This window comes from Roseibium sp. (genome assembly GCF_039982295.1).
Classification (GTDB): Bacteria; Pseudomonadota; Alphaproteobacteria; order Rhizobiales; family Stappiaceae; genus Roseibium.
Map to the genome: position 1 here is coordinate 236,838 of NZ_JBDWYP010000082.1, position 20,692 is coordinate 257,529.

At 58.0% G+C, this 20,692-nt stretch carries 19 protein-coding genes and 1 riboswitch; of the genes, 5 read left to right on the forward strand and 14 right to left on the reverse strand.

Annotated elements, in window-relative coordinates; all coding sequences use genetic code 11:
• Nucleotides 1-85: 85 nt before the first annotated feature.
• The 9 genes from tyrS to ABJZ52_RS17110 all read right to left on the reverse strand — a co-directional run bounded on the left by tyrS (nucleotide 86) and on the right by ABJZ52_RS17110 (nucleotide 8,904).
• Entirely contained in the window at nucleotides 86-1,366 is a 1,281-nt protein-coding gene (tyrS, locus tag ABJZ52_RS17070) for a tyrosine--tRNA ligase (protein WP_348185906.1), read from the reverse strand.
• A 243-nt stretch (nucleotides 1,367-1,609) separates the two neighbouring features.
• Nucleotides 1,610-2,281 carry a cysteine hydrolase gene (locus tag ABJZ52_RS17075; protein WP_348185909.1) on the reverse strand — a complete coding sequence of 224 codons (672 nt, stop codon included), beginning with the start codon at nucleotides 2,279-2,281 and terminating at the stop codon, nucleotides 1,610-1,612.
• A 19-nt stretch (nucleotides 2,282-2,300) separates the two neighbouring features.
• On the reverse strand, nucleotides 2,301-2,777 hold the full coding sequence (locus ABJZ52_RS17080) for a MarR family winged helix-turn-helix transcriptional regulator (RefSeq protein ID WP_348185911.1): 477 nt from the start codon (nucleotides 2,775-2,777) through the stop codon (nucleotides 2,301-2,303).
• 110 nt (nucleotides 2,778-2,887) lie between these two features.
• Nucleotides 2,888-4,480, reverse strand: coding sequence for an aminomethyl-transferring glycine dehydrogenase subunit GcvPB (gcvPB, locus tag ABJZ52_RS17085; protein WP_348185914.1), 1,593 nt, complete (start codon nucleotides 4,478-4,480; stop codon nucleotides 2,888-2,890).
• The gene (gene gcvPA / locus ABJZ52_RS17090) at nucleotides 4,477-5,823 is read right to left on the reverse strand and encodes an aminomethyl-transferring glycine dehydrogenase subunit GcvPA (RefSeq protein ID WP_348185917.1); all 1,347 of its coding nucleotides are present in this window, start codon (nucleotides 5,821-5,823) and stop codon (nucleotides 4,477-4,479) included. The genes gcvPB and gcvPA overlap by 4 nt, the downstream gene beginning before the upstream one ends.
• A gap of 18 nt (nucleotides 5,824-5,841) precedes the next feature.
• Nucleotides 5,842-6,330, reverse strand: coding sequence for an OsmC family protein (locus tag ABJZ52_RS17095; protein ID WP_348185919.1), 489 nt, complete (start codon nucleotides 6,328-6,330; stop codon nucleotides 5,842-5,844).
• 1 nt (nucleotide 6,331) lies between these two features.
• Entirely contained in the window at nucleotides 6,332-6,703 is a 372-nt protein-coding gene (gcvH, locus tag ABJZ52_RS17100) for a glycine cleavage system protein GcvH (RefSeq protein WP_348185922.1), read from the reverse strand.
• 26 nt (nucleotides 6,704-6,729) lie between these two features.
• Nucleotides 6,730-7,881, reverse strand: a complete 1,152-nt coding sequence (gcvT, locus tag ABJZ52_RS17105) for a glycine cleavage system aminomethyltransferase GcvT (RefSeq protein WP_348185924.1) — start codon at nucleotides 7,879-7,881, stop codon at nucleotides 6,730-6,732.
• Nucleotides 7,882-8,066: 185 nt separating this feature from the next.
• Nucleotides 8,067-8,158: riboswitch (glycine riboswitch) on the reverse strand.
• 119 nt (nucleotides 8,159-8,277) lie between these two features.
• Nucleotides 8,278-8,904, reverse strand: a complete 627-nt coding sequence (locus ABJZ52_RS17110; RefSeq protein WP_348185926.1) for a hypothetical protein — start codon at nucleotides 8,902-8,904, stop codon at nucleotides 8,278-8,280.
• A gap of 155 nt (nucleotides 8,905-9,059) precedes the next feature.
• Here ABJZ52_RS17110 and ispH point away from each other — a divergent pair, with 155 nt between their 5' ends.
• Genes ispH through ABJZ52_RS17130 form a run of 4 tightly spaced genes read left to right on the forward strand, consistent with a single transcriptional unit; the run spans nucleotide 9,060 to nucleotide 12,429 of the window.
• Entirely contained in the window at nucleotides 9,060-10,058 is a 999-nt protein-coding gene (gene ispH, locus ABJZ52_RS17115) for a 4-hydroxy-3-methylbut-2-enyl diphosphate reductase (RefSeq protein WP_348185929.1), read from the forward strand.
• A 6-nt stretch (nucleotides 10,059-10,064) separates the two neighbouring features.
• Entirely contained in the window at nucleotides 10,065-11,030 is a 966-nt protein-coding gene (locus tag ABJZ52_RS17120) for a homoserine kinase (RefSeq protein ID WP_348185931.1), read from the forward strand.
• Entirely contained in the window at nucleotides 11,027-11,506 is a 480-nt protein-coding gene (gene rnhA, locus ABJZ52_RS17125; protein WP_348185933.1) for a ribonuclease HI, read from the forward strand. The genes ABJZ52_RS17120 and rnhA overlap by 4 nt, the downstream gene beginning before the upstream one ends.
• Nucleotides 11,503-12,429 (forward strand): diacylglycerol kinase family protein, encoded by a 927-nt coding sequence (locus tag ABJZ52_RS17130; protein ID WP_348185936.1) that lies wholly within the window; start codon nucleotides 11,503-11,505, stop codon nucleotides 12,427-12,429. Before rnhA ends, ABJZ52_RS17130 begins: the two co-directional genes overlap by 4 nt.
• 60 nt (nucleotides 12,430-12,489) lie before the next feature.
• Here the strand turns inward: ABJZ52_RS17130 and ABJZ52_RS17135 are convergent, their stop codons facing one another.
• The 5 genes from ABJZ52_RS17135 to ABJZ52_RS17155 all read right to left on the reverse strand — a co-directional run bounded on the left by ABJZ52_RS17135 (nucleotide 12,490) and on the right by ABJZ52_RS17155 (nucleotide 19,537).
• Nucleotides 12,490-15,399, reverse strand: coding sequence for an EAL domain-containing protein (locus tag ABJZ52_RS17135; RefSeq protein WP_348186211.1), 2,910 nt, complete (start codon nucleotides 15,397-15,399; stop codon nucleotides 12,490-12,492).
• A gap of 31 nt (nucleotides 15,400-15,430) precedes the next feature.
• Complete coding sequence (locus tag ABJZ52_RS17140) at nucleotides 15,431-16,069, reverse strand: GNAT family protein (RefSeq protein WP_348185939.1); 639 nt, start codon at nucleotides 16,067-16,069, stop codon at nucleotides 15,431-15,433.
• Between the two features lie 24 nt (nucleotides 16,070-16,093).
• Complete coding sequence (locus ABJZ52_RS17145) at nucleotides 16,094-17,407, reverse strand: pitrilysin family protein (protein WP_348185942.1); 1,314 nt, start codon at nucleotides 17,405-17,407, stop codon at nucleotides 16,094-16,096.
• Between the two features lie 2 nt (nucleotides 17,408-17,409).
• Complete coding sequence (thrC, locus tag ABJZ52_RS17150) at nucleotides 17,410-18,816, reverse strand: threonine synthase (RefSeq protein WP_348185945.1); 1,407 nt, start codon at nucleotides 18,814-18,816, stop codon at nucleotides 17,410-17,412.
• Nucleotides 18,817-18,955: 139 nt separating this feature from the next.
• On the reverse strand, nucleotides 18,956-19,537 hold the full coding sequence (locus tag ABJZ52_RS17155; RefSeq protein ID WP_348185948.1) for a YqgE/AlgH family protein: 582 nt from the start codon (nucleotides 19,535-19,537) through the stop codon (nucleotides 18,956-18,958).
• A 253-nt stretch (nucleotides 19,538-19,790) separates the two neighbouring features.
• Here ABJZ52_RS17155 and ABJZ52_RS17160 point away from each other — a divergent pair, with 253 nt between their 5' ends.
• A complete protein-coding gene (locus ABJZ52_RS17160) occupies nucleotides 19,791-20,639 on the forward strand; it encodes a protein-disulfide reductase DsbD domain-containing protein (RefSeq protein ID WP_348185949.1) in 849 nt (282 codons plus the stop codon).
• The last annotated feature ends 53 nt before the right edge of the window (nucleotides 20,640-20,692 follow it).

Below are 20,692 nucleotides of genomic sequence, written 5' to 3' on the forward strand. Positions count from 1 at the left end.
ATCTCCGGCTGCGCCTTTGTCCGGGGTGACGAAGGAGAGGATTGTTTGGAACCGTGCCAAACACCGCTCTAAAACCCTCTCTCCCTTACTCAAACCGGACGAGGGCCTTCCGGCGCTTACCGGCAGCGAGGGTCAGGGCATCCTTCGCGCCGATGTCGCCGCTTGAAATCCGGCGGCGCGGGTCATCGACAACCTTGGAGTTGAGGCGCACACCACCGCCTTCCACGAGCCGCCGCGCATCCCCATTGGAGGCGGAAAATCCGATCTCGACCAGAAGCTCCAAAAGTCCCAGGCCTTCAGCCAGTCTCACGAGCGGCAGACGATGGGTCGGCTCCAGATTGTCCGCCTGACCGGCAAACAAGGCGTCTCCCTGCTCCAGCGCATGGCGAGCAGCTTCTGCGCCGTGAACGATGGTGGTCACCTGTGTTGCCAGGATTTTCTTCGCTTCATTCAGCTCCGCGCCCTGAAGCTCGGAGAGACGGATCACTTCATTCATCGGCAATTCGGTGAAAAGCCTGAGGAATTTCGGCACATCCGCGTCCGCCGTATTGCGCCAGAACTGCCAGAAAGCGAAGGGTGACAGATGCTCAGGATGCAGCCAGATGGCGCCCGCAGCCGTCTTGCCCATTTTCGCCCCGCTCGCGGTGGTGATCAGCGGCACGGTCAGACCGAAGAGCTGCCGCCCCTCGCCTTTTCGTCCCAGCTCCACACCGTTGATGATGTTGCCCCATTGATCTGATCCGCCCACCTGCAAGGAACAGTCGTGCCTTCGCGCAAGCTCGAGAAAATCGACTGCCTGAAGCATCATGTAGCAGAACTCCAGCACGGTCAGAGGCATTTGGGCGTCCAGCCGCGACCTGACGCTGTCGAAGGTCATCATGCGGTTTACGGTGAAATGTGCACCATAATCACGCAGGAATTCCAGGAAGCGGAATTCTGTGAGCCACTCGGCATTATCGACGAGCTGCGCGCCGTCCTCGCCCTCCAGATCCAGCAAGCGTTCGACAGAGCGTCGGATACCGGCGATGTTGGCCGCGATTTGTTGCTGTTCCAGAAGAGGGCGCGCTTCGTTTCGAAAGCTTGGGTCACCGACCTGGGATGTACCACCGCCGAGAACAATGATCGGCTTGTGACCAAGCTTCTGCAGCCAGCGCATGGTCATCAGCGGCATCAGGTGGCCGACGTGAAGACTGGCGGCGGTGGCATCAAACCCGGCGTAGGCGGTCACCGGCCCGGCGTCCAGCTTGGCGTCCAGCGCTTCCAGATCAGTACATTGATGCACCAACCCACGCTCCAACAGAACCTGCAGGGCTTCGGACTTGAGTTTTGCGGCCGGCTTACCGGCTTCGATCATGTGATTTGTCATTTCGGCTTTCCTGGAGGTTTGCCCGCCAGGAGCTTTGAAACCAAAAAGCCGCCTGACGCGGCGGCTTTTTTGAGGTTCTAGGAGTGAGACAAGATCCTACGCAGCCGCCGATATGTCGGTGACGTAATAAAAGTACACAAAAGTGGGTGCGGCGATCTGCTTCATAACGCTTTACATGCGGGAAGTTCACTCAGGTTGTCAAGCTGGATCGAAAACAAATTTCACGCCCTGACATTGACCACATCAAGAAACAGCCGTTTGATCGGAGACACGGGCTCCCAGCTCTATCAGCTCCTTGCTGAAACCTGGCCACTTTTCGGGAAAAGCCGTCAACAAGGCCGGCTCGATAACCTCGACCTCATACCCCCTTTGAAGCGCGCCCTTGGCAGTGAGCTGAACGCAATGACAGGCATCGAGGCCGACGAGCTTAAGGGACCCGATCCCTTTTTCGGCCAAATAGGCGTCGAAGTCCTGGTTGGAAAAAGTGTCCCCAATAGATTTTTCGAACACAGGCTCAGATCCAACATCCAGCTCGCGATCAAGCCGAAGACCGTCCCGACCGGGCGTTCCGATTCCTCCCGACACGATCTTCATCGCCAGGATGACAGGTAGATCCCGGAAGACGTTTTGAACAAAGATCACATCCTCACCATCCTGCCGCGCTTTCGAAATCAGCCTGTTCGTTCTGGCAAGAACCTGTTTCCGCTCTTCTGGGTCAAAAGCGTTCTTGCCGGTATTTCGCGTAAAATCCTCCTGAACGTCGATGATGACAAGCGCGGACCTTGGCCGCGTTTTAACGTCAATCTTCACACCTCGTGTCGGAGTGCCCAGTTTCCGCAGGACCAGGACCGACCAGAAGACAAGGCCCGCGACGATCAGTCCTGCGATGGCGGCAAACAGCCAAATCAGGTCCATTTGAAATCTCCTTGCTAGATCACTCGAGGCCACGAGGCCGGTTGGGGTCATCTTCAAATTCAGCGAAATGATCCAGCATCGCACAAACAACTTTCTGCGCCGCGGCTATTTCCTCAGACGAGAATCTCTGGCCGACAAGAGCGATATCTGCGTCTTCGCTGGCTCTGATTTCGCCGAATTGTGCACGTCCGCTGTCGGTCAACGCGAAGAGTGGTGAGCGTTTGTGCGCTGGATTGGGGTGCCGTTTGATCAATTCCAATTTCTCCAGGTCATTCACCAGGAGTTGGATCTGCTGACGCGCCAGGAACAGTGCCCGGCCAATGTCCGGGACAGACGTTGCTCCCGCCTTGCCCAGGAATTCCATCACTGCGCGCATGCCGACGGATAAGCCGGTTCCAACGAGTTTCGCCTCAACGGCGCGCGCCAAGCGCCGGTGTACCGGGCGTATCAGTCGGATGAGCTCATAAAGCTCGGCGGTTTTGGCATTATCGATCATAACGACAATTATATTGTCATAATGACAATTTACTTGTCAATAAAGTAGGCAATAAAAAACCCCGACCAAATGGCCGGGGCTTTGTTCCGCAATCAATTTTTCAAACACAGCTACTCTGCAGCAACCGGCGTGACATCTGCCGGATCCGGGGCAGTCCACTTGAGGACCGGCTTGCGGGCGGCCAGCGTTTCGTCCAGGCGGCGGCGGGGCGAGAGATATGGCGCGCCTGAGAAGCGATCCGTCTCGCCGCGCTTGGCACTCATCACCAGGTCGCGCATGGTGGCAACGAAGAGGTCGAGCGCGGCCCGGCTTTCAGATTCCGTCGGTTCGATCAGCATCGCGCCATGAACCACCAGCGGGAAGTACATGGTCATCGGATGATAGCCCTCGTCGATCATCGCCTTGGCGAAGTCGAGAGTGGTCACGCCCGTGTCCTTCAGGAAGCTGTCATCGAAGAGCACTTCATGCATGCACGGGCGCTCGCCGAAGGGCAGGCTCATCAGGTCCTGCAGGCCAACGCGCACATAGTTGGCGTTCAGCACCGCATCTTCAGAAGCCTGACGCAGACCGTCGGAACCATGGCTCAGCATGTAGCTGAGCGCGCGCACATACATGCCCATCTGGCCATGAAACGCGGTCATGCGGCCAAAGGGCTGCTCACCGTCCTTGACCTCGGCAGTGGTCTCGACCAGCTCCGGACCGCTCTCGCCCTTACGGATGAAGGGAAGCGGTGCGAAAGGCGCCAAACGGTCGGACAGCACCACCGGACCGGAACCCGGCCCGCCGCCGCCATGGGGCGTGGAGAAGGTCTTGTGCAGGTTGATATGCATGGCATCGACGCCAAGATCACCGGGACGGGCCTTGCCGACAATGGCGTTGAAGTTGGCACCATCACAGTAGAAGTAGGCATCTGCCGCATGGATGATTTCCGCGATCTCGATGATGTCGCGTTCGAACAGCCCGCAGGTGTTCGGATTGGTCAGCATGATGCCGGCGATGTTGCCTTCATGCTCGCCAATGGTCGCTTTCAGGCCGTCGAAATCGACGGTGCCGTCGTCCTTGGCATCGATGGAGACCACCTTGTAGCCGAGAAGCGCTGCTGTGGCCGGATTGGTGCCATGAGCACTTTCTGGAACCAGAACGATTTTCGGATCGCGGCCAGCCGCCGTATGGGCCGCCTTGATCGCCATCATGCCGCAAAGCTCGCCATGCGCACCGGCTTTCGGGCTCATGGCAACGGCGGACGTGCCAGTCATGACCATCAGCCAATGGGCCAATTCGTCGATCAGCTCGATGCCGCCCTTCACCGTGGACAGGGGCTGCAGCGGGTGAATGTCGGAAAAGCCCGGCAGGCGAGCCATCTTCTCGTTCAGCCGCGGATTGTGTTTCATGGTGCAGGAGCCGAGCGGGTAGAGCCCCGCGTCAATCGCGTAATTGTTGCGTGACAGACGCACATAGTGGCGCATGGCTTCCGGCTCGGCCAGCCCCGGCAGATCGAGCATGTCGGCACGGGCATGGGCGCCCAGTTCCGGCTCGAAGCTTTCCGGCTCGTCCAGATCGACACCGGTCACATCCAGATGGCCGACTTCAAAAATCAGCGGCTCTTCCATGTCGAGCGCACGGTTGCCGGTGAAGGTCTTTGGAGTGAAGTGAGTTCCTGCATCGCCCGCAGAGGTCGGACGTCCCTGAGTGTTCATGCTCATGCCAGCACCTCCTTCAGAGCGCCGGCAAGGGCGGCGCGGTCTTCATCCGTGTTGACTTCGGTGGAAGCCACGACCAGCAGGTTTTCAAGCTCTGCCTTGCCCGGCTCCAGGCGGGAAACCGGCACACCGGCCAGAATGCCCTTTTCTGCAAGTGCCTCGACGACACCATTGGCGGCCTTCGGCAGCTTGACGGTGAACTCGTTGAAGTAAGCGCTGTTGAGCACCTCAACACCGGAGATGGCGGTGAGCTCCTTCTTCAGCTTCACGGCGTTGGCGTGGTTGATCCGCGCCATCTGGCCCAGCCCCTTGGCGCCCAGAAGCGACAGGTGAATGGTGAACGCCAGGCAGCACAGGCCGGAATTGGTGCAGATGTTGGAGGTCGCCTTGTCGCGGCGGATATGCTGCTCGCGGGTGGAGAGCGTCAGCACAAAGCCGCGCTTGCCGTCGGCATCCACCGTCTCACCGCACAGACGGCCCGGCATCTGGCGGACGTATTTCTGCTTGGTGGCGAAGAGACCGACGTAAGGACCGCCGAAGTTCAGGCCGTTGCCGATGGACTGGCCTTCGCCGACGACGATGTCGGCGCCTTGCGTCCCGGGAGGCTCAATCAGGCCGAGAGACACGACTTCGGTGAAGACCGCGATCAACAGCGCCTTGTGCTTATGCGCCTTTTCCGCAATCGGCTTCAGATCGATGATCTGGCCGTAGAAGGACGGTGACTGCACCACGACGCAAGAGGTCTCGTCATCGATCTGGGACAGGATGTCTTCCGTGCCCATCGGGTCTGCCGGCAAGGACACGACATCGTCGCTTGCCATCTCGGACAGGCCTTCAACAACTTCCCGGTACTGCGGATGCAGGCCGCCGGAGAGGATCGCCTTTTTCTTCTTGGTGACCCGGTGCGCCATGAGAACGGCTTCGCCGGTGCCGGTGGAGCCGTCATACATGGAGGCATTGGCCACATCCATGGCGGTCAGGCGCGCGACCTGGGTCTGGAATTCGAAGAGATACTGTAGTGTGCCTTGGGTGATCTCCGGCTGATAGGGCGTGTAGGAGGTCAGAAACTCCGAGCGCTGAATCAGATGATCGACGGTGGCGGGAACATGGTGTTTGTAGGCACCTGCACCCACGAAGAAAGGCACAGTGGAGGCCGGAACATTCTTGGCCGCCAGGCTGGACAGGTGACGCTCCACCTGCAGCTCGCCCGCGCGGCGCGGCAGGTCCAGAACCTCGTTGAGGCGTGCCTTTTCCGGGATATCGGAAAACAGCTCATCGATGCTGTCGACGCCAACGCGCGCCAGCATATCGGCTCTGTCAGTGTCGGAAAGAGGCAAGTAACGCATAACGGTCAGGCTCTTTTGTTATGCCGGGATCAGGCGCAGGGGCTCTGGCGCAATCTCGATCTCGGTCTTGACGGAATTGGCGATGAAACACATTTCATGCGCCTTCTCATGCAGATCGGCGAACAAGCTCGGGTCCGGAGCCGCGCTGCCAAGAAGAGTAACCTGCGGCCGCAGGATCACCTTCGTCACAGCCATCCGGCCCCGATCGATGCGGGACATGACGCCTTCGGCCTTGTCGTAGTAGCTTTCCACCCGATACTTCGAGAGGCGCGCCAAATCGATAAATGTCATCATGTGACAGGAAGACAGGCAGGCAACGAAGGCTTCCTCGGGATCCACCGCACTTTCAGAAGAAAACGGCAGCGGGACCACAGAGGGTGAAGCTGATGCGGGCACTTCCACGCCGCCATCGAAGCGCCAGGTATGGGCGCGTGAATATTTGCCCTTGGCGAAGTCATCGCCAACCAGCTTCCATGTCACTTCAGCGGTGTAGACGTGTCCCGGCATCTCAGAGAGTGTCCACAAACGCCTTGTAGGCGGCCTCGTCCATCAGGTCGGACAGCTGGCCTGCATTGGCGACTTTCATCTTGATGAACCAGGCACTGCCTTCAGGGTCCTCATTGACCTTGGCCGGTTCATCGGCGAGCACATCGTTGGCTTCGACCACTTCGCCATCGATCGGGGCATAGACCTCGGAGGCTGCCTTGACCGATTCAACGACGGCTGCCTCGTCCCCCTGTGAAAGCGCCTTCCCGGCTTCGGGCAACTCTACAAAAACAACATCACCGAGCTGTTCCTGGGCGTATTTGGTAATGCCAACCGTTGCGACATCGCCTTCAACTGCGATCCACTCGTGGTCCTTGGAGAAATAGGTGGTCATGATTGCGTCCGTTCTCTGAAATGTAGTCAAGCTTTGGGTTTGCGGTAATAGCGGTTCGGCACGATGGGCATGTCGACGATTTCCGCCGGCAGCTCCCTGCCCCGCACAACGAGATTGATCTTGGTGCCGGTGGCCGCATGTTCGGCCGGGACATAACCCATGCCGATCGGCGCGCCGACGCTGGGGGCAAAGCCGCCAGAGGTCGCCGTCCCGATCACCGGACCGCCCGGCAACTGGATCTCGGCACCTTCTCGCGCAGGCGCACGGCCTTCGAGTTTGAACCCGACACGCACACGGCCAGGACCGTCCTTCAATTCCGCCTGGATGCGTTCGGCACCTGGAAAACCGCCCTCTTCGCGGCGGCGCTTCTGCATGCAGAAGGTGATCGCGCCTTCAATCGGCGACGTGGTTTCATCGAGGTCATGACCATAAAGGCAAAGTCCGGCTTCAAGGCGCAGACTGTCACGCGCACCCAAGCCTATCGGCTCAACCCGGTCATCGGCGAGCAGCGCACGGGCAATGGCTTCCGCAGCCCCCGCCGGCACTGACATTTCCACACCGTCTTCGCCCGTGTAACCGGCGCGGGAGATGTGGCAGGCGATACCGTCAAATTCCATGAAGTCGCCAGACATGAATTCGAGGTCGGCCGCAGCAGGCGCGTGAGCGGCGACCGCCTCCACCGCCTTGGGGCCTTGCACCGCGATCAGCGCACGATCTTCCAGAATTTCCAGGCGAACGCCGTCTGGAAGACCAGCTTCCAGCAGCGGATAATCGACATGTTTGCGAGATGCATTGACGACGAGCAACAGCTGACCGTCGAGGCTTTCGTCTCTTGGACGTGTCACCATCAAATCATCGACGATACCGCCGTCAGCGTTCAGAAGAACGGTGTAACGCTGCTTGCTTGGCTTCAGCTCGACCATGTTGGACGGGCAAAGGGCTTCCAGCGCCCGCGCCGTCGTCTCATGGTCTGGTCCAACCAGCTTGGCCTGGCCCATGTGAGAGACGTCAAACAGACCGGCGCTTTCACGGGTCTGAAGGTGCTCCGTCATGATGCCGGTCGGATACTGGACCGGCATCTCATAGCCGGCAAACGGCACCATACGCGCGCCAAGTTCGACGTGAAGATCGTAAAGCGGTGTCTTTTGAAGATCGCCAGAAGCGTCCGGCTCAGCCATGTAAGGTCCTCAGATTCAAGGTTGCACGGGAACGCGCCAACAATGGCCCGTCCGCACCCCCTCTGTCCGAGTACCTGAGAGATTTCCCGCGTCGCCAGCCGGAAAGGCAGGCGATCTACGGTTACTCCTTCGGTGAGCCGTTCCTTCCCGTTTCACCGGGCCGGTTAACTGCTTTCCAGAGCGTTGATGTCCTAGCGGTCCTTTTGCCTGAGAGTTTCCGGGGCGGTTGCTCCTTCGGCGCCGGTCTGTTTCATCCGGCCTCTCCCGCTAGGTCTCGAGGAGGCTCAAACAAGCCTCCCATCGACTCGAGAACGACCCGAGCCAATGTTGACAATTCTGTGGCGCGCCTATGCCAATGTCAATAAGCCAGACTGCTCAAACGATAAGCGATCGTTCTCAACGGCGCTTTCCTTCGTCGAAGCCGACCACAATTTTCATTTCCTGATTGCGCGGGACCGTGAACTTGTTCTCGATCAGGGTCCAGGCCTCACTGGGAGCACCTGCACCAACGGTGACCGGCACCGAAACAATTTCAGAGTGAAGGGGCTTTGCGTCGCCGCCTGAAGGAATGATCGCAACACGGACAGGAAGCAGAACCTCACCTCCCGACCACGCAGGGCCTGGAGTAACATCACCGGAAAGACCGATCTTGATGCGCGTTTGATCCGTTCCCTCGCGCGTGCACTCGCGCGCCCACTCTTCAACAGTAGCCTGGTAGAGGAGATTCTCCGGCGTTTCTTCCTTACGTCGGGCAAACTTCATGATCAGGTGCGTACCTATCTGAAGCTGGATCGGAGGACAGTAAACATCGGCAACAAAGGCATCCGGGTTGACCTCAATCGGCCCCTTGCCGCTTGTGGTGATGCCCGCTATCCAGCTCTTTGACTTGGAGGATACACTGGCACCGCCAGACGTGACTTCATCGGAACTGCTCATGCAGCCGGCGAGCAAGCCTGCGCAAAGCACTCCGGCCATAACGAGACCCGTCCGACGTTTAACCACAGTTTCAATGCCCTTACCCATGTTTCACCCGCATATTTCCCTTTAAGCTTCGGCCGCGCTACATAGCAGGTCCATCAAACCTTGGCGAGACTGAGGCTGCATACGTTTCAGTTGAACCTTGACAGGACCCAGCTCGCGCCCCTTATTGCGGACTGATGACAGTCCGAAGGACCAAAATGACAGCACCAACCTCCGAGAGGCCTGCCCTGACGATCCACCTGTGCGCACCTCGTGGTTTTTGCGCTGGCGTGGACCGGGCAATTCAGATTGTCGAGCTGGCTCTGGAAAAATATGGCCGTCCGGTTTATGTGCGCCACGAGATCGTCCACAACAAGTTCGTGGTCGACGGCCTGAAAACCAAGGGTGCTGTCTTCGTGGAAGAGCTGGAAGAGATTCCGGCAGAGGATCATGAACGACCGGTCATCTTTTCGGCCCACGGCGTACCCAAATCCGTGCCCGAGGATGCCCGCTCACGCAACATGTTCTTTCTCGACGCGACCTGTCCACTGGTTTCCAAGGTTCACAAGGAAGCGGTGATTCATCACCGCCGCGAACGCGAGATTCTTCTGATCGGACACGCAGGTCATCCCGAAGTGATCGGAACCATGGGCCAGCTTCCCGCCGACACCGTAACCTTGATCGAAACCGAGGCAGATGCACTCGGCTTCCGGCCCAAGACAGATCGCCAACTGGCGTTTATCACGCAGACGACCCTGTCGGTGGACGATACGGCAGGTATTGTTGAGGTGCTTCGACAGCGGTTTCCGGATATTGTCGCCCCGCACAAGGAAGATATTTGCTACGCGACCACCAATCGCCAGGAGGCCGTCAAGGCCGTCGCCCCTGAAGTTGATGCCATGATCGTGGTCGGAGCACCCAACTCTTCCAATTCGCAACGGCTTCGCGAAGTTGCCGAGCGCGCTGGGTGTACAACATCTCACCTGATCCAGAGAGCCAGTGACATTGACTGGAACGCGTTTTCCGGGATTTCGTCCCTCGGCCTGACCGCCGGTGCGTCTGCGCCCGAGACACTGGTTGAAGAAATCATCACTGCCTTTGCGGACCGCTACAGCGTTTCTGTCGAGACCGTGCGTACGGCCGAAGAGACGATTGCCTTCAACCTACCGCGGGAACTGCGCGAAGCTTCCACACAAGCGCCCACGGCTGCAGAGTAAACATTTATGGCTGTTTATACCGACGTCGCCGATGAAGAGCTCGCCGCCTTCATTGCAACATACGACATTGGCGCCTTGCTCTCGTGCAAAGGCATTGCCGAAGGGGTCGAGAACAGCAATTTCCTGCTGCACACTGAGGCTGGCTATTTCATTCTGACCCTTTACGAAAAGCGCGTCGACCCGAATGATCTCCCGTTCTTTTTGAACCTGATGCAGCATCTTGCTGCGAAGAACATTTCCTGCCCGACGCCAGTTGCCAACAAGACGGGCGAGCTTCTGGGGACACTCGCAGGGCGACCAGCGGCGATCGTCACGTTTCTTGAGGGCATGTGGGTCAAAAGACCCCGTCCGGAACATTGCGCCGAGCTTGGCGCCGGCATGGCGGCCTTGCATCTGGCAGGAGCTGACTTTGCGATGGTCAGACCCAACGCACTGACCGTTGGCGACTGGCGCCCGCTTTTCCAGCAATGCGGCGCGGATTCAGATCGGGTACAGGCCGGCCTTTCGGGCGAAATCGAAAGAGAACTCGATCTCTTGGAAGGCCGGTGGCCAAAGGACCTGCCCAACGGGGTGATCCATGCAGATCTCTTTCCGGACAACGTCTTCTTTCTGGGCGATGAACTTTCCGGATTGATTGATTTCTATTTCGCCTGCACCGACGCCTTCGCCTACGACGTTGCAATCTGCCTCAACGCCTGGTGCTTTGAACAAGATGGTGCCTTCAATGTCACCAAGGCACGTGCGCTGCTGAACGGCTACACCAAGGTCAGGCCCTTAAGTGAACCAGAATACGAAGCTCTGCCGCTGCTCGCACGTGGCTCGGCCCTGCGCTTTCTTCTAACACGTCTTTATGACTGGCTTAGTGTGCCTGAAGGCGCGCTCGTCACACCGAAGGATCCGCTTGAGTATCTGAAGAAGCTCAGATTTCATCAAAGCGTTGACAGCGTGAAATCCTACGGATTGGACCTATGACAGACAACAATCAGGTTACGATCTATACGGATGGCGCTTGTTCAGGAAATCCTGGGCCGGGCGGCTGGGGGGCCATTTTGCGCTTCGGCGAGCATGAGCGGGAACTGTGTGGCGGCGAAAGCTCGACAACAAACAATCGCATGGAACTGACGGCGGCCATCGAGTCCTTGAATGCGCTCAAGCGTCCCTGCAGCGTCGACCTCTACACTGACAGCACCTACGTGCGCAGTGGCATCAAGGAATGGATGGCAGGCTGGAAGCGCAAGAACTGGCGCACTGCCGCCAACAAGCCAGTCAAAAATGTGGAACTATGGCAGGCACTGGATGAAGCGCGTCAACGCCATGACGTGACCTGGCATTGGGTGAAGGGACACGCAGGCCATCCCGACAACGAACGTGCTGACGAACTGGCGCGCAAGGGAATGGCTCCTTTCAAACCTGGCTATTCCGGCGACGAAGAAGGCTCAGACACTTGAGGTCACTCTGGTCACCCTCTCATGCTCTGCCTGACCTCGCGCCGGACGCGAAGGGCAAGACGGTCCTCATTCTCGCAAACCCGACAAGCGGTGGGTACAATCCGCGCAAGCTTGAGAAAATCCAATCTTACCTTACGGAGGCAGGTTGTCGCGTCACGTTGAGGTTGACGACACATGCGGGCGAAATTGGCGAGGTTGCGGCCGATCCGCGTCTTGCCGTGAACGTCCTGGCGATTGCCGGTGGAGACGGCTCTGTCAATGAAGCGATCTCAGGCTTTCAGTCCAACCCCGCCGCTCCTGATCTTGCCGTGATCCCATGCGGCACGGCCAATGTACTCGCCCATGAGCTGGGCCTGCCCAACCGGCCTGCCGCAATTGCAAGGGCGATCCTGAACCACCGCACGCAGCCACTACACTTTGGGCTTGCGAACGGCCACCCATTCATCCTGATGGCTTCCGCCGGCCTTGATGCCGAGGTGGTTCACGGCATTTCTCTGGCATTGAAGCGGAAATTCGGCAAGCTCGCCTATGTCTTTACTGCACTGAAGATCGGGATGAGCCGAGATAGTTCCGACATCAATGTGGACATCGACGGTCAGGAGTTCACCGGCAAGCTCGTGGTTGCCACGAACGGCCGGTTTTATGGCGGGCCGTTCGTGATCTGCCCCGACGCATCCGTAACGACCCGTGGACTGCACGTTCTTGTGCTTCGAAAAGGCGATCCCGTCTCGGCCGTCCGGTTTGGTCTCGCGCTCTTGATGGGGCGTGTACACAAGGCCAAGGGCGTAACTGTCACTGCTTTTGAAAAAGCGCGCTTCTTTGCAAAGCGGCCCGTGGCTGTGCAGATCGATGGCGATGCCTTCGGCACGACACCGGTGATGATCGAGGCAGCCAAAGACGAATTGGCTATCGTCGTTCCCTGAACACTTGTTCACTTCCAGGCGGGTCTATGGCGAAGCGATCTGCTTCCACATAGGCTTGCTTCAAGCGGGCTCAGTCTCTGCCGGAATGCTGCGGAGCAACTTGGTTGCCTCGTCGGCAGACAGGGCCTGTCCGAAGAAATAACCCTGAGCATATTCGCAGCCAAGCTGATAGAGCTCCAGCGCATCGGCTTCGTTCTCGGCACCTTCAGCGACCACCGACATGCCCAAGTCATGTCCCATCGCAACGATGGACCTTAGCAGGACCGGACGAGCGGACTGGCCATCAGCTTTCACGAACGACTGGTCGATCTTGATCGTGTCGAACGGAAAGCGTTGCAGATAAGACAGGGACGAATGGCCGGTGCCGAAATCATCGAGCGACAGGCCTGCCCCCAGTGCACGCAATCGCTCAAGAACCTTGGCCGAATACTCCGGATTGGACATCACGAGTGATTCAGTCAGTTCGAGCTTGAGGGTTCCCGGGGCCAGTGAAAGGCGCGAGAGAATGGCCTTCACTTCATTGATCAGATCATGCTTGAGCAGCTGGCGCGACGACATGTTTATGCTGGCGAACAGCGGCTTGGACATCTTGATTTCGCGCTGCCAGAAGGCAAGCTGAGCCGCCCCCTTCTCCATCATGTAAGTGCCAAGTTCGTTGATCAGCCCTGACTGTTCGGCAATCGGTATGAATTCAGACGGCGCAATCTTGCCACGCTTTGGATGTGTCCACCGGGCCAGGACCTCAAATCCTGCGATGGACTGATCTTCAAGACGCACGATCGGTTGGAAGAAGACGCCAAGCGCCTCCTTCTTGATCGCCTCGCGCAGGTCCGTCTCCATGTCGACAACGTTCTTGCCCAAGGGGCGCAGGATCGGCCTGAAGACCTCCTGCCTGTCACCGCCCAGCCGCTTGGCATGATTAAGCGCGATCTCGGCATTTGTGACCAGGTCCTCAACGCTCTGCTTCTCGCCTTCATATAGCGCAATACCCACAGAACAGGTCAGGAAGATCTCGCGGTCACCAAAGGTAATGGGCGCACGCACGGCCTTGCGCAAGGAATCTGCCAAGGTCACCACGCGATCCGGCTCCTGCTCGGACAGGAGCACCAGCCCGTACTGGTCACCACTCAAACGAGAGAGCGCGTCCTGCTGTCCAACGAGACGTCCAAGACGGCGTGCGACGGTCAAAAGAATGCTGTCTCCAGCAGACAGGCCAATGCTGTCATTGACCTGCTTGAAGCGATCGAGGTTTATCACCAGAACTGCAGGCTTGCCGCTGGCTTCGGCACGCGAGCGCGCCAGCGCCATAGTCAGCCTGTCCATGAACAACTCGCGGTTGGGCAGGCCAGTCAGATTGTCGTGGACGGCGTCATGAAGAAGGCGCTCCTCGGCGGTGCGCTCTTCGGTGATATCCAGAAGCGTTCCGACACAGCGTATCACCTCGCCGTCCGACCCGACGATGGGACGTGCCCGCAGACGGAACCACCGGAAATGGCCGTCCTCAGATCTCAACCGGAAATTTTGCTGAACCTTGCCACGTCGTTGGTCGATGACGGCGTCGAGCGTCGCCCGGAAACGATCCCGATCCTGCGGGTGCAGGATCTCAAGCCAATCCCTTGCCGCACCATCCAACGTTCCGTGACGCAGGCCGAGCAGGTCTTCAACTTCGTTGCCGGTAAAGATCCGGTCCCGGTCCACATCCCAGTCCCAGATGATGTCTCCAGACCCGGTCAACGCCAGAGCCCGGCGCTCAACATCGGAAATCAGGCCCTGGGCAATCGCGCCACCAGCGAAAGCATGCTGCATGACCGTAAACCCGATCAGAAGCACGATAAGAACGAGACCACCGCCGAGAGCTGGCTGAACGATGTCATTTGCCAGTCCGCCCGTCACCGTAAGTGCCGCACCGATCAGCCAGGCGATCAGCAGGAACCATGTGGGAATGAGCATAATGGCCCGGTCATAGCCCTGGAAGGCTAGCAATAGAACCGTCGCGAAGCCGAGAACACCAATGATGCCAAGTGACAGGCGCGCGATACCCGCCGCGATCGAAGGGTCCCAGACGGCGACGCCCAGGAGGCCCAACAGCAACACCAAGGTCGTCAACGCCAGATGGCTGTAGTGGATGTTCCAACGGTTGAGGTTCAAATAGGCGTAGAGGAAAATGATCAGACTTGCTGCCAGCATCACCTCGGCGCAAGCGCGGTAGAGCTGATCATCACCCTGGGTCAAATTGAAAACCCGGCTGAAGAAGCCAAAGTCTATACACAAATAAGCCAGAACCGCCCAGGCAAGCGAAGCGGTGGCGGGAAACATCACCGTTCCCTTGACGACGAAGAGGATCGTCAGGAAAAGCGCAAGAAGGCCTGAAATACCAAGAATAATGCCCCGGTAGAGCGTATAGGCGTTGATCGTTTCCTTGTAGGTATCTGGCTCCCACAAACGGAATTGCGGAAGATCCGGCGTTGTCATCTCCGCAACGAAAGTCACGATGGCGCCAGGGTCGAGCGTGATGAGGAATACGTCCGCTTCGAGACTCTTCTGACGCTCAGGCGCGATGCCCTGACTTGGCGTGATCGACGCGATCCGGGAAGAGCCGAGGTCAGGCCAGAACAGGCGAGATCCGACGAGCTGGAAGAAGGGGGCAACCAGAAGCCTGTCAATCTGCTCGTCGCTGGTGTTCGTCAGGGCAAACACCGCCCAATCTGTGTTGCTCGCATCCCTTGACGATACCTCGATCCTTCGAACGATACCGTCTGCCCCGGGCGCAGTGGAAACCTGAATGCGCGGACCCGTGCCAGCATGAATCTCAATTGCATTCGTAAGATCGAGAGCGTCCACATCGAGCGGAACCTGGATTGGTTCGACGGCGCGTGCGTGATTGGCTGCGAGGATACCCAGCAGCGCAATCAACAATACAGCGAGGCCTTTTATTGCGCCTCCAAGCTGTTCCGGTATCACATTCCACATGGGGCGAAGAAGTACCGGGTTGCGTAGCATGTCACAAGATTTCTTTCAGCTTGCCCCCGTAAGAAAACGGAAGCGCGGAACGTTTTTTGGCATGATCTTCAGCCAGGCAGGCAAAAAGTATGTGATCCTGCCAAGTGCCATTAATCAATAGATAATTGCGTGCGTACCCTTCGCGCTCAAATCCGGCTTTTTGAAGAAGGCGAATTGAAGCTTCATTGGATGGCAGGCAGGCGGCTTCAATCCGGTGCAGACCAAGATCATTGAAACAAAATGGCATGACGGCGGAAACTGCCGCGGACATATGCCCCTTGCCCGCATGTGCAGCGCCCATCCAGTAGCCGAGCGTCACACATTGGCTGACACCGCGGCGGATGTTCGACAGTGTCAGCCCACCGAGAATTTCATCAGTTTGCGCACAGAACAGAAGAAGCGGTTGGCTGCGCCCATCCCGCCGGTCGCGAGCATAGCGCCGTAGACGGCGGCGAAACCCGGCCTTTGTCAGATCGTCTGCCGGCCAGACAGGTTCCCATGGGCTCAGGAAGGTTCGGCTTTCTGCGCGCAACCTGGCCCATTGCCGGAAGTCGGTCATGCTCGGCGGACGCAAGTAATGCCGATCGGTCTCGATACGCGGACCGGCATCCAGGGAAAGCACGGGTCGCAACAAAGACATGGCTGCCTCCCCTCCTTTTCCCTACTACATCGCGCCAGCGGCCTGGCCTGCTGACTGCTTGGCAGACAAGGGCCCTGATCCAGCGAGGCGGCTGGCAAGCTCATCGACATTCATCAGTGTATCTACTGGTCCAACGGCTGTCAGCGTCGGCGTCGAATCAATGAAGGTTTCTCTTGCCACCCTGCGGATGTCCTCGACGGTCACCGCTTCGATCTTGTCCGACACTTCCTCGATGCTGAGAATGCGGCCGTGAACCAAAATCTGGCGGGCGATCTGCCCTGCCCGGGCAGCCGGGCTTTCAAGTGCCATCATAAGGCCGGCACGGATCTGCGCCCTGGAACGCGCCACCTCCTGATCGGTGATGGTTTCACCGGCAGTTTTCAGTTCGTCCACGATGACAGGCATCAAGGCGGCGATATCTTCGCGGCTGGTGGCAGCGTGCAGGCCGAAAAGACCCGTGTCGGAAAACGCCCAGTGGAAGGAGTAAATCGCATAGCACAGCCCCCGCTTTTCGCGGATTTCCTGGAACAGTCGAGAGGACATGCCTCCGCCCAGGACGGAAGCAAGGATCTGGATCGCGTAATAATCCTTTGACTTGTAAGGTCGCCCCTCGAAGCCGATCAGGATCTGGGCCTCCATCAAGTCCTTTGTCAGCCGCTGCTCTCCGCCCTTGTAGAGAGCCGGTGTTTCAGCCTCGGCAGCTGAAGCAGGAATGGATTTAAACTTTTCTTCCGCCAAACGCACCAATTCGTCATGATCCACCGCACCGGCAGCTGACAAGACCATGTCCGGTCCGCGATATCGATCAAGCAGGTACTTGTTCAAAGCATCGTGGGAGAAGCCCTGCACGGTCTCCGGCGTGCCAAGGATGGGACGGCCCAACGGCTGATCCGGCCAGGCAGCCTCCTGAAATAGATCAAAAGCGCGATCTTCAGGGGAGTCATAGGCAGCACCAATTTCCTGAAGGATCACGTGCTGCTCACGCGCCAGCTCATCCTTGTCGAAAGTCGAATTCTGCAGAATATCGGCCAATAGATCGACGGCGAGCGGTAGATCCTCAGCGAGGATACGAGCGTAGTAATTGGTGTGCTCGATGCTGGTAGACGCATTCAGCTCTCCGCCGACAGCCTCGATCTGCTCGGCGATTTCCCGCGCTGTACGAGACAGGGTTCCTTTGAAAGCCATGTGCTCGAGCAGATGGGTAATCCCATTCTGCTGGTTCGTTTCGGCGCGGGACCCGGTGCGTACCCAGACGCCAAGGGCAACCGTCTTCAGATGTGGCATCTCGTCGGTCACCACAGTCATGCCGTTCGACAGTTTCGTTATACGTACCTGCATGGTCAAACCCCGCTGCGCACGGCGCGGGCATGCTCTTCGATGTGGCGTTCAATTGCGTCCTGCTCCGCGGGCAGAACTTCCTGGCGTTCTTCTGCGCTCATCATAGGCTGCAGCTCGGGCGGAAGCGCGGGTCGTATGCCAGACGCTGCCTCTACGGCATCCGGAAATTTCGCCGGATGGGCGGTGCCAAGGATGATCATCGGCGTTTCGCTGATGTCCTGCTCCTTGGCGACATGAACACCAATCGCAGTATGTGGATCAAGCAGGTAGCCGCTCTGTTTCAGGACACGATCGATGGTCTCGGCGGTTTCCGCCTCATTGCAGCGTCCAGCAAGGAATGTCTCCCGCATTTTTGCGAGAGGGCCGTCTTCTATGGTGAAGCTGCCTGACTGGGTGAGCTGGTTCATCATGCGACGCACCGCGCTGCCATCGCGGTCACTGACTTCGCTCAACAGTCGTTCGAAGTTCGACGAAATCTGAATGTCCATCGACGGCGCGCTGGTTGCCGTCACACCGCGCATTTCGTAGCGGCCCGTCTCCAATGCCCTTGCCAGAATGTCGTTCACATTCGTGGCAACGACCAGTTTTTCAACGGGCAACCCCATTTGCATGGCCGCATAACCTGCAAAGATATCGCCGAAGTTCCCGGTCGGAACGGTGAAAGACACCTTGCGGTGCGGTGCGTCAAGCGCAACCCCCGAAACAAAATAGTAGACGATCTGGGCCAGAATCCGTGCCCAGTTAATGGAGTTCACGCCTGAAAGTGCCACCCGGTCGCGAAAGCCGAAGTTGTTGAACATCCCCTTCACGATGGACTGACAATCATCGAAGTTGCCGGTCAGAGCCAAAGCATGGACATTCGCCTCGGTTGGCGTCGTCATCTGCCGTCGCTGCACCGGCGACACGCGCCCATCCGGGAAAAGAATGAAAACGTCGGTCCGGTCGCGCCCACGAAACGCCTCGATCGCTGCACCGCCGGTATCACCAGAGGTCGCGCCAACGATGGTCGCTCTCAGTCCTTTTTTGGTCAGAACATGGTCCATCATTCGGCCGAGCAGCTGCATTGCCACGTCCTTGAAGGCAAGCGTCGGACCATGGAAAAGTTCGAGAACAAAGCTGTTGGCGCCGATCTGCACGAGTGGCGTAACCGCCTCATGCCGGAACCCGGCATAGGCTTCACGAATCATATCGCGCAGTTCCTGATCAGAAATCTCACCGACCACAAACGGCTGCATCACCTCATAGGCGACATCTGCGTAGGGCATTCCAGCAAATGACGCGATCTTGTCTGCGTCGAAGGTGGGCCAGGTTTCGGGGAGATAGAGGCCGCCATCGCGCGCCAGTCCCTGCAAGAGAACCTCGGAAAAGCCGAGAACAGGTGCTTCGCCGCGCGTACTGAAGTATTTCACCGCCCGATTGCCTCCAAACTGTCGTTACTCATCAAGCGTATTCGCTTTTGGCGCACCCTAGAGCAAACTTAGCCGGAATTAAAACAAAACCCTCGCCTGCAAACTGTCTTTAGCGTCGATTTGCAGCAGGCGGTCGCAATCATGCGTGGCCAGCAGTGCCGAATAGCATGGCCGGATCGATGCCGATGGATTTCAGGGCCCGTTGCCACTTGTCGTCGAAAGTCGGATCAAACACCAGATCCCGGCTGGCCGGACCGGTAAGCCACCCATTTGCCTGGATCTCACTTTCCAACTGCCCAGGTGCCCAACCAGAATAGCCAAGCGCAAGCATGGCCTTTTCCGGGCCACGACCTTCAGCAAGGGCCTTGAGAATCTCGAGGGTCGCGGTCAGACAAATTCCATTGTCGATCTCAAGGGTCGATCTGTCCAGCACGTAGTCATTCGTGTGCAGGACAAAGCCACGTTCCATTTCAACCGGACCACCCTTGTGGACGTTCATTTCCCGAATTTTGGTCGGAAGGCGAATGGCATTTTCGTCGTTCAAAATGTTGAGCTGAAGCAGCAGATCTTCAAAACTGAGATGACGCGCCACCTGGTTGAGCACCAAACCCATGGCACCCTGCTCCGTATGCGAGCAGACATAAATCACAGAATGATCGAAGCGTCCGTCATCCATGTTTGGCATGGCAATCAGAAACTGGCCTTCGAGCGAATCCGTCATTCCGTACTCCTTCATGAAACCGATTGTCTTTCCCGATATCCGGTCACGCCAACTGGTCTCCTCGTTCTGCCCAATTCAGAGATCCAAAAGAGTACCCTGACTTTACAAAATTGTTAACGTCGGGATCTGCTGAATAATCTCATTGTGAGCAGGCGCCAAACTTGTGTGACCTCACCACCCTGTCACGCAGATATGACGCAAGCAGGGCACGCCCAGTGATGACGAACAGCCTCGGATCCGTTAGCAAAGAGGCATGGTAAAACGACTGGTCATAGCACTCGCATTTTCAGCCTACCTCCCCGTCCTTGTCTCAAGCGCGGCCAGCGCTGCAGCAACAGAATGGGCAAGTGTACATGGCGGAGCGGTTCGTCTGATCGCTGCCGGGCCCCTCCAGGACGGCACCTACAAGGCGGGCATTGAATTTTCGATGGAGCCTGGTTGGCACACCTACTGGCGTTTCCCAGGCGAGGCAGGCATTCCGCCGATGATCGACTTTTCTGCGTCTGAGAACGTGCAGAACAGCGATGTCCTGTTCCCCGCACCCAAGCGTTATAATGACGGTTTTTCGAGCTCCATCGTTTATCACGATGCGGTCGTTCTGCCAGTGATCATCACACCCGATGACGCCGGAGATCCGATCGACCTGTCCCTTTCCATGTTCTTTGGTATCTGCAAGGACATATGTGTGCCCGGCGATGCCAACCTGTCGTTGACACTTTTTCCGGACGGCAAGGCCGATGCACTGGCGACAACACTCATCGACCGCGATCTGGAACTCGTGCCAACCTCCGCGGGCAACAGCGCCACCAACGTTCTAAGTCTTGATGCCGAAACGTCAGACAAGGGCCACCAATTCCTGATCACAGCCGAAGTCTCGGAAACCGCTGAGATCGATCTTTTCGCAGAGGGGCCGGAAGGGTCCTACATCGCGCTTCCCGTTTTGCTTCAACGCGATGGTTCTCAAGCAACATGGTCGCTTTCATCCCGTGGCTTGGCGCAATCAGGCAAGGGCTCAAGCCTTACCTTCGTTCTTGTCGACGGGGACGCTGCCGTTGAAACCAAGTTCGAAGTGCCGCCTGAACTCCTTCCCGCGGCGGATTAAATCGGCCAACAGAACAACAAGTGCCGGTTGAGCTCTCGACGCCGCAGATGCAA

Bases quoted from the DNA above. Each gene is read 5' to 3' on its own strand.
- gcvPB (WP_348185914.1), bottom strand. From the start codon at position 4,480: ATGAGCATGAACACTCAGGGACGTCCGACCTCTGCGGGCGATGCAGGA.
- rnhA (WP_348185933.1), top strand. From the start codon at position 11,027: ATGACAGACAACAATCAGGTTACGATCTATACGGATGGCGCTTGTTCA.
- tyrS (WP_348185906.1), bottom strand. From the start codon at position 1,366: ATGACAAATCACATGATCGAAGCCGGTAAGCCGGCCGCAAAACTCAAG.
- ABJZ52_RS17095 (WP_348185919.1), bottom strand. From the start codon at position 6,330: ATGCCGGGACACGTCTACACCGCTGAAGTGACATGGAAGCTGGTTGGC.
- ABJZ52_RS17110 (WP_348185926.1), bottom strand. From the start codon at position 8,904: ATGGGTAAGGGCATTGAAACTGTGGTTAAACGTCGGACGGGTCTCGTT.
- gcvH (WP_348185922.1), bottom strand. From the start codon at position 6,703: ATGACCACCTATTTCTCCAAGGACCACGAGTGGATCGCAGTTGAAGGC.
- gcvT (WP_348185924.1), bottom strand. From the start codon at position 7,881: ATGGCTGAGCCGGACGCTTCTGGCGATCTTCAAAAGACACCGCTTTAC.
- ABJZ52_RS17140 (WP_348185939.1), bottom strand. From the start codon at position 16,069: ATGTCTTTGTTGCGACCCGTGCTTTCCCTGGATGCCGGTCCGCGTATC.
- ABJZ52_RS17145 (WP_348185942.1), bottom strand. From the start codon at position 17,407: ATGCAGGTACGTATAACGAAACTGTCGAACGGCATGACTGTGGTGACC.
- gcvPA (WP_348185917.1), bottom strand. From the start codon at position 5,823: ATGCGTTACTTGCCTCTTTCCGACACTGACAGAGCCGATATGCTGGCG.
- ABJZ52_RS17135 (WP_348186211.1), bottom strand. From the start codon at position 15,399: ATGTGGAATGTGATACCGGAACAGCTTGGAGGCGCAATAAAAGGCCTC.
- ABJZ52_RS17155 (WP_348185948.1), bottom strand. From the start codon at position 19,537: ATGACGGATTCGCTCGAAGGCCAGTTTCTGATTGCCATGCCAAACATG.
- ABJZ52_RS17160 (WP_348185949.1), top strand. From the start codon at position 19,791: ATGGTAAAACGACTGGTCATAGCACTCGCATTTTCAGCCTACCTCCCC.
- ABJZ52_RS17120 (WP_348185931.1), top strand. From the start codon at position 10,065: ATGGCTGTTTATACCGACGTCGCCGATGAAGAGCTCGCCGCCTTCATT.
- ABJZ52_RS17075 (WP_348185909.1), bottom strand. From the start codon at position 2,281: ATGGACCTGATTTGGCTGTTTGCCGCCATCGCAGGACTGATCGTCGCG.
- ispH (WP_348185929.1), top strand. From the start codon at position 9,060: ATGACAGCACCAACCTCCGAGAGGCCTGCCCTGACGATCCACCTGTGC.
- ABJZ52_RS17080 (WP_348185911.1), bottom strand. From the start codon at position 2,777: ATGATCGATAATGCCAAAACCGCCGAGCTTTATGAGCTCATCCGACTG.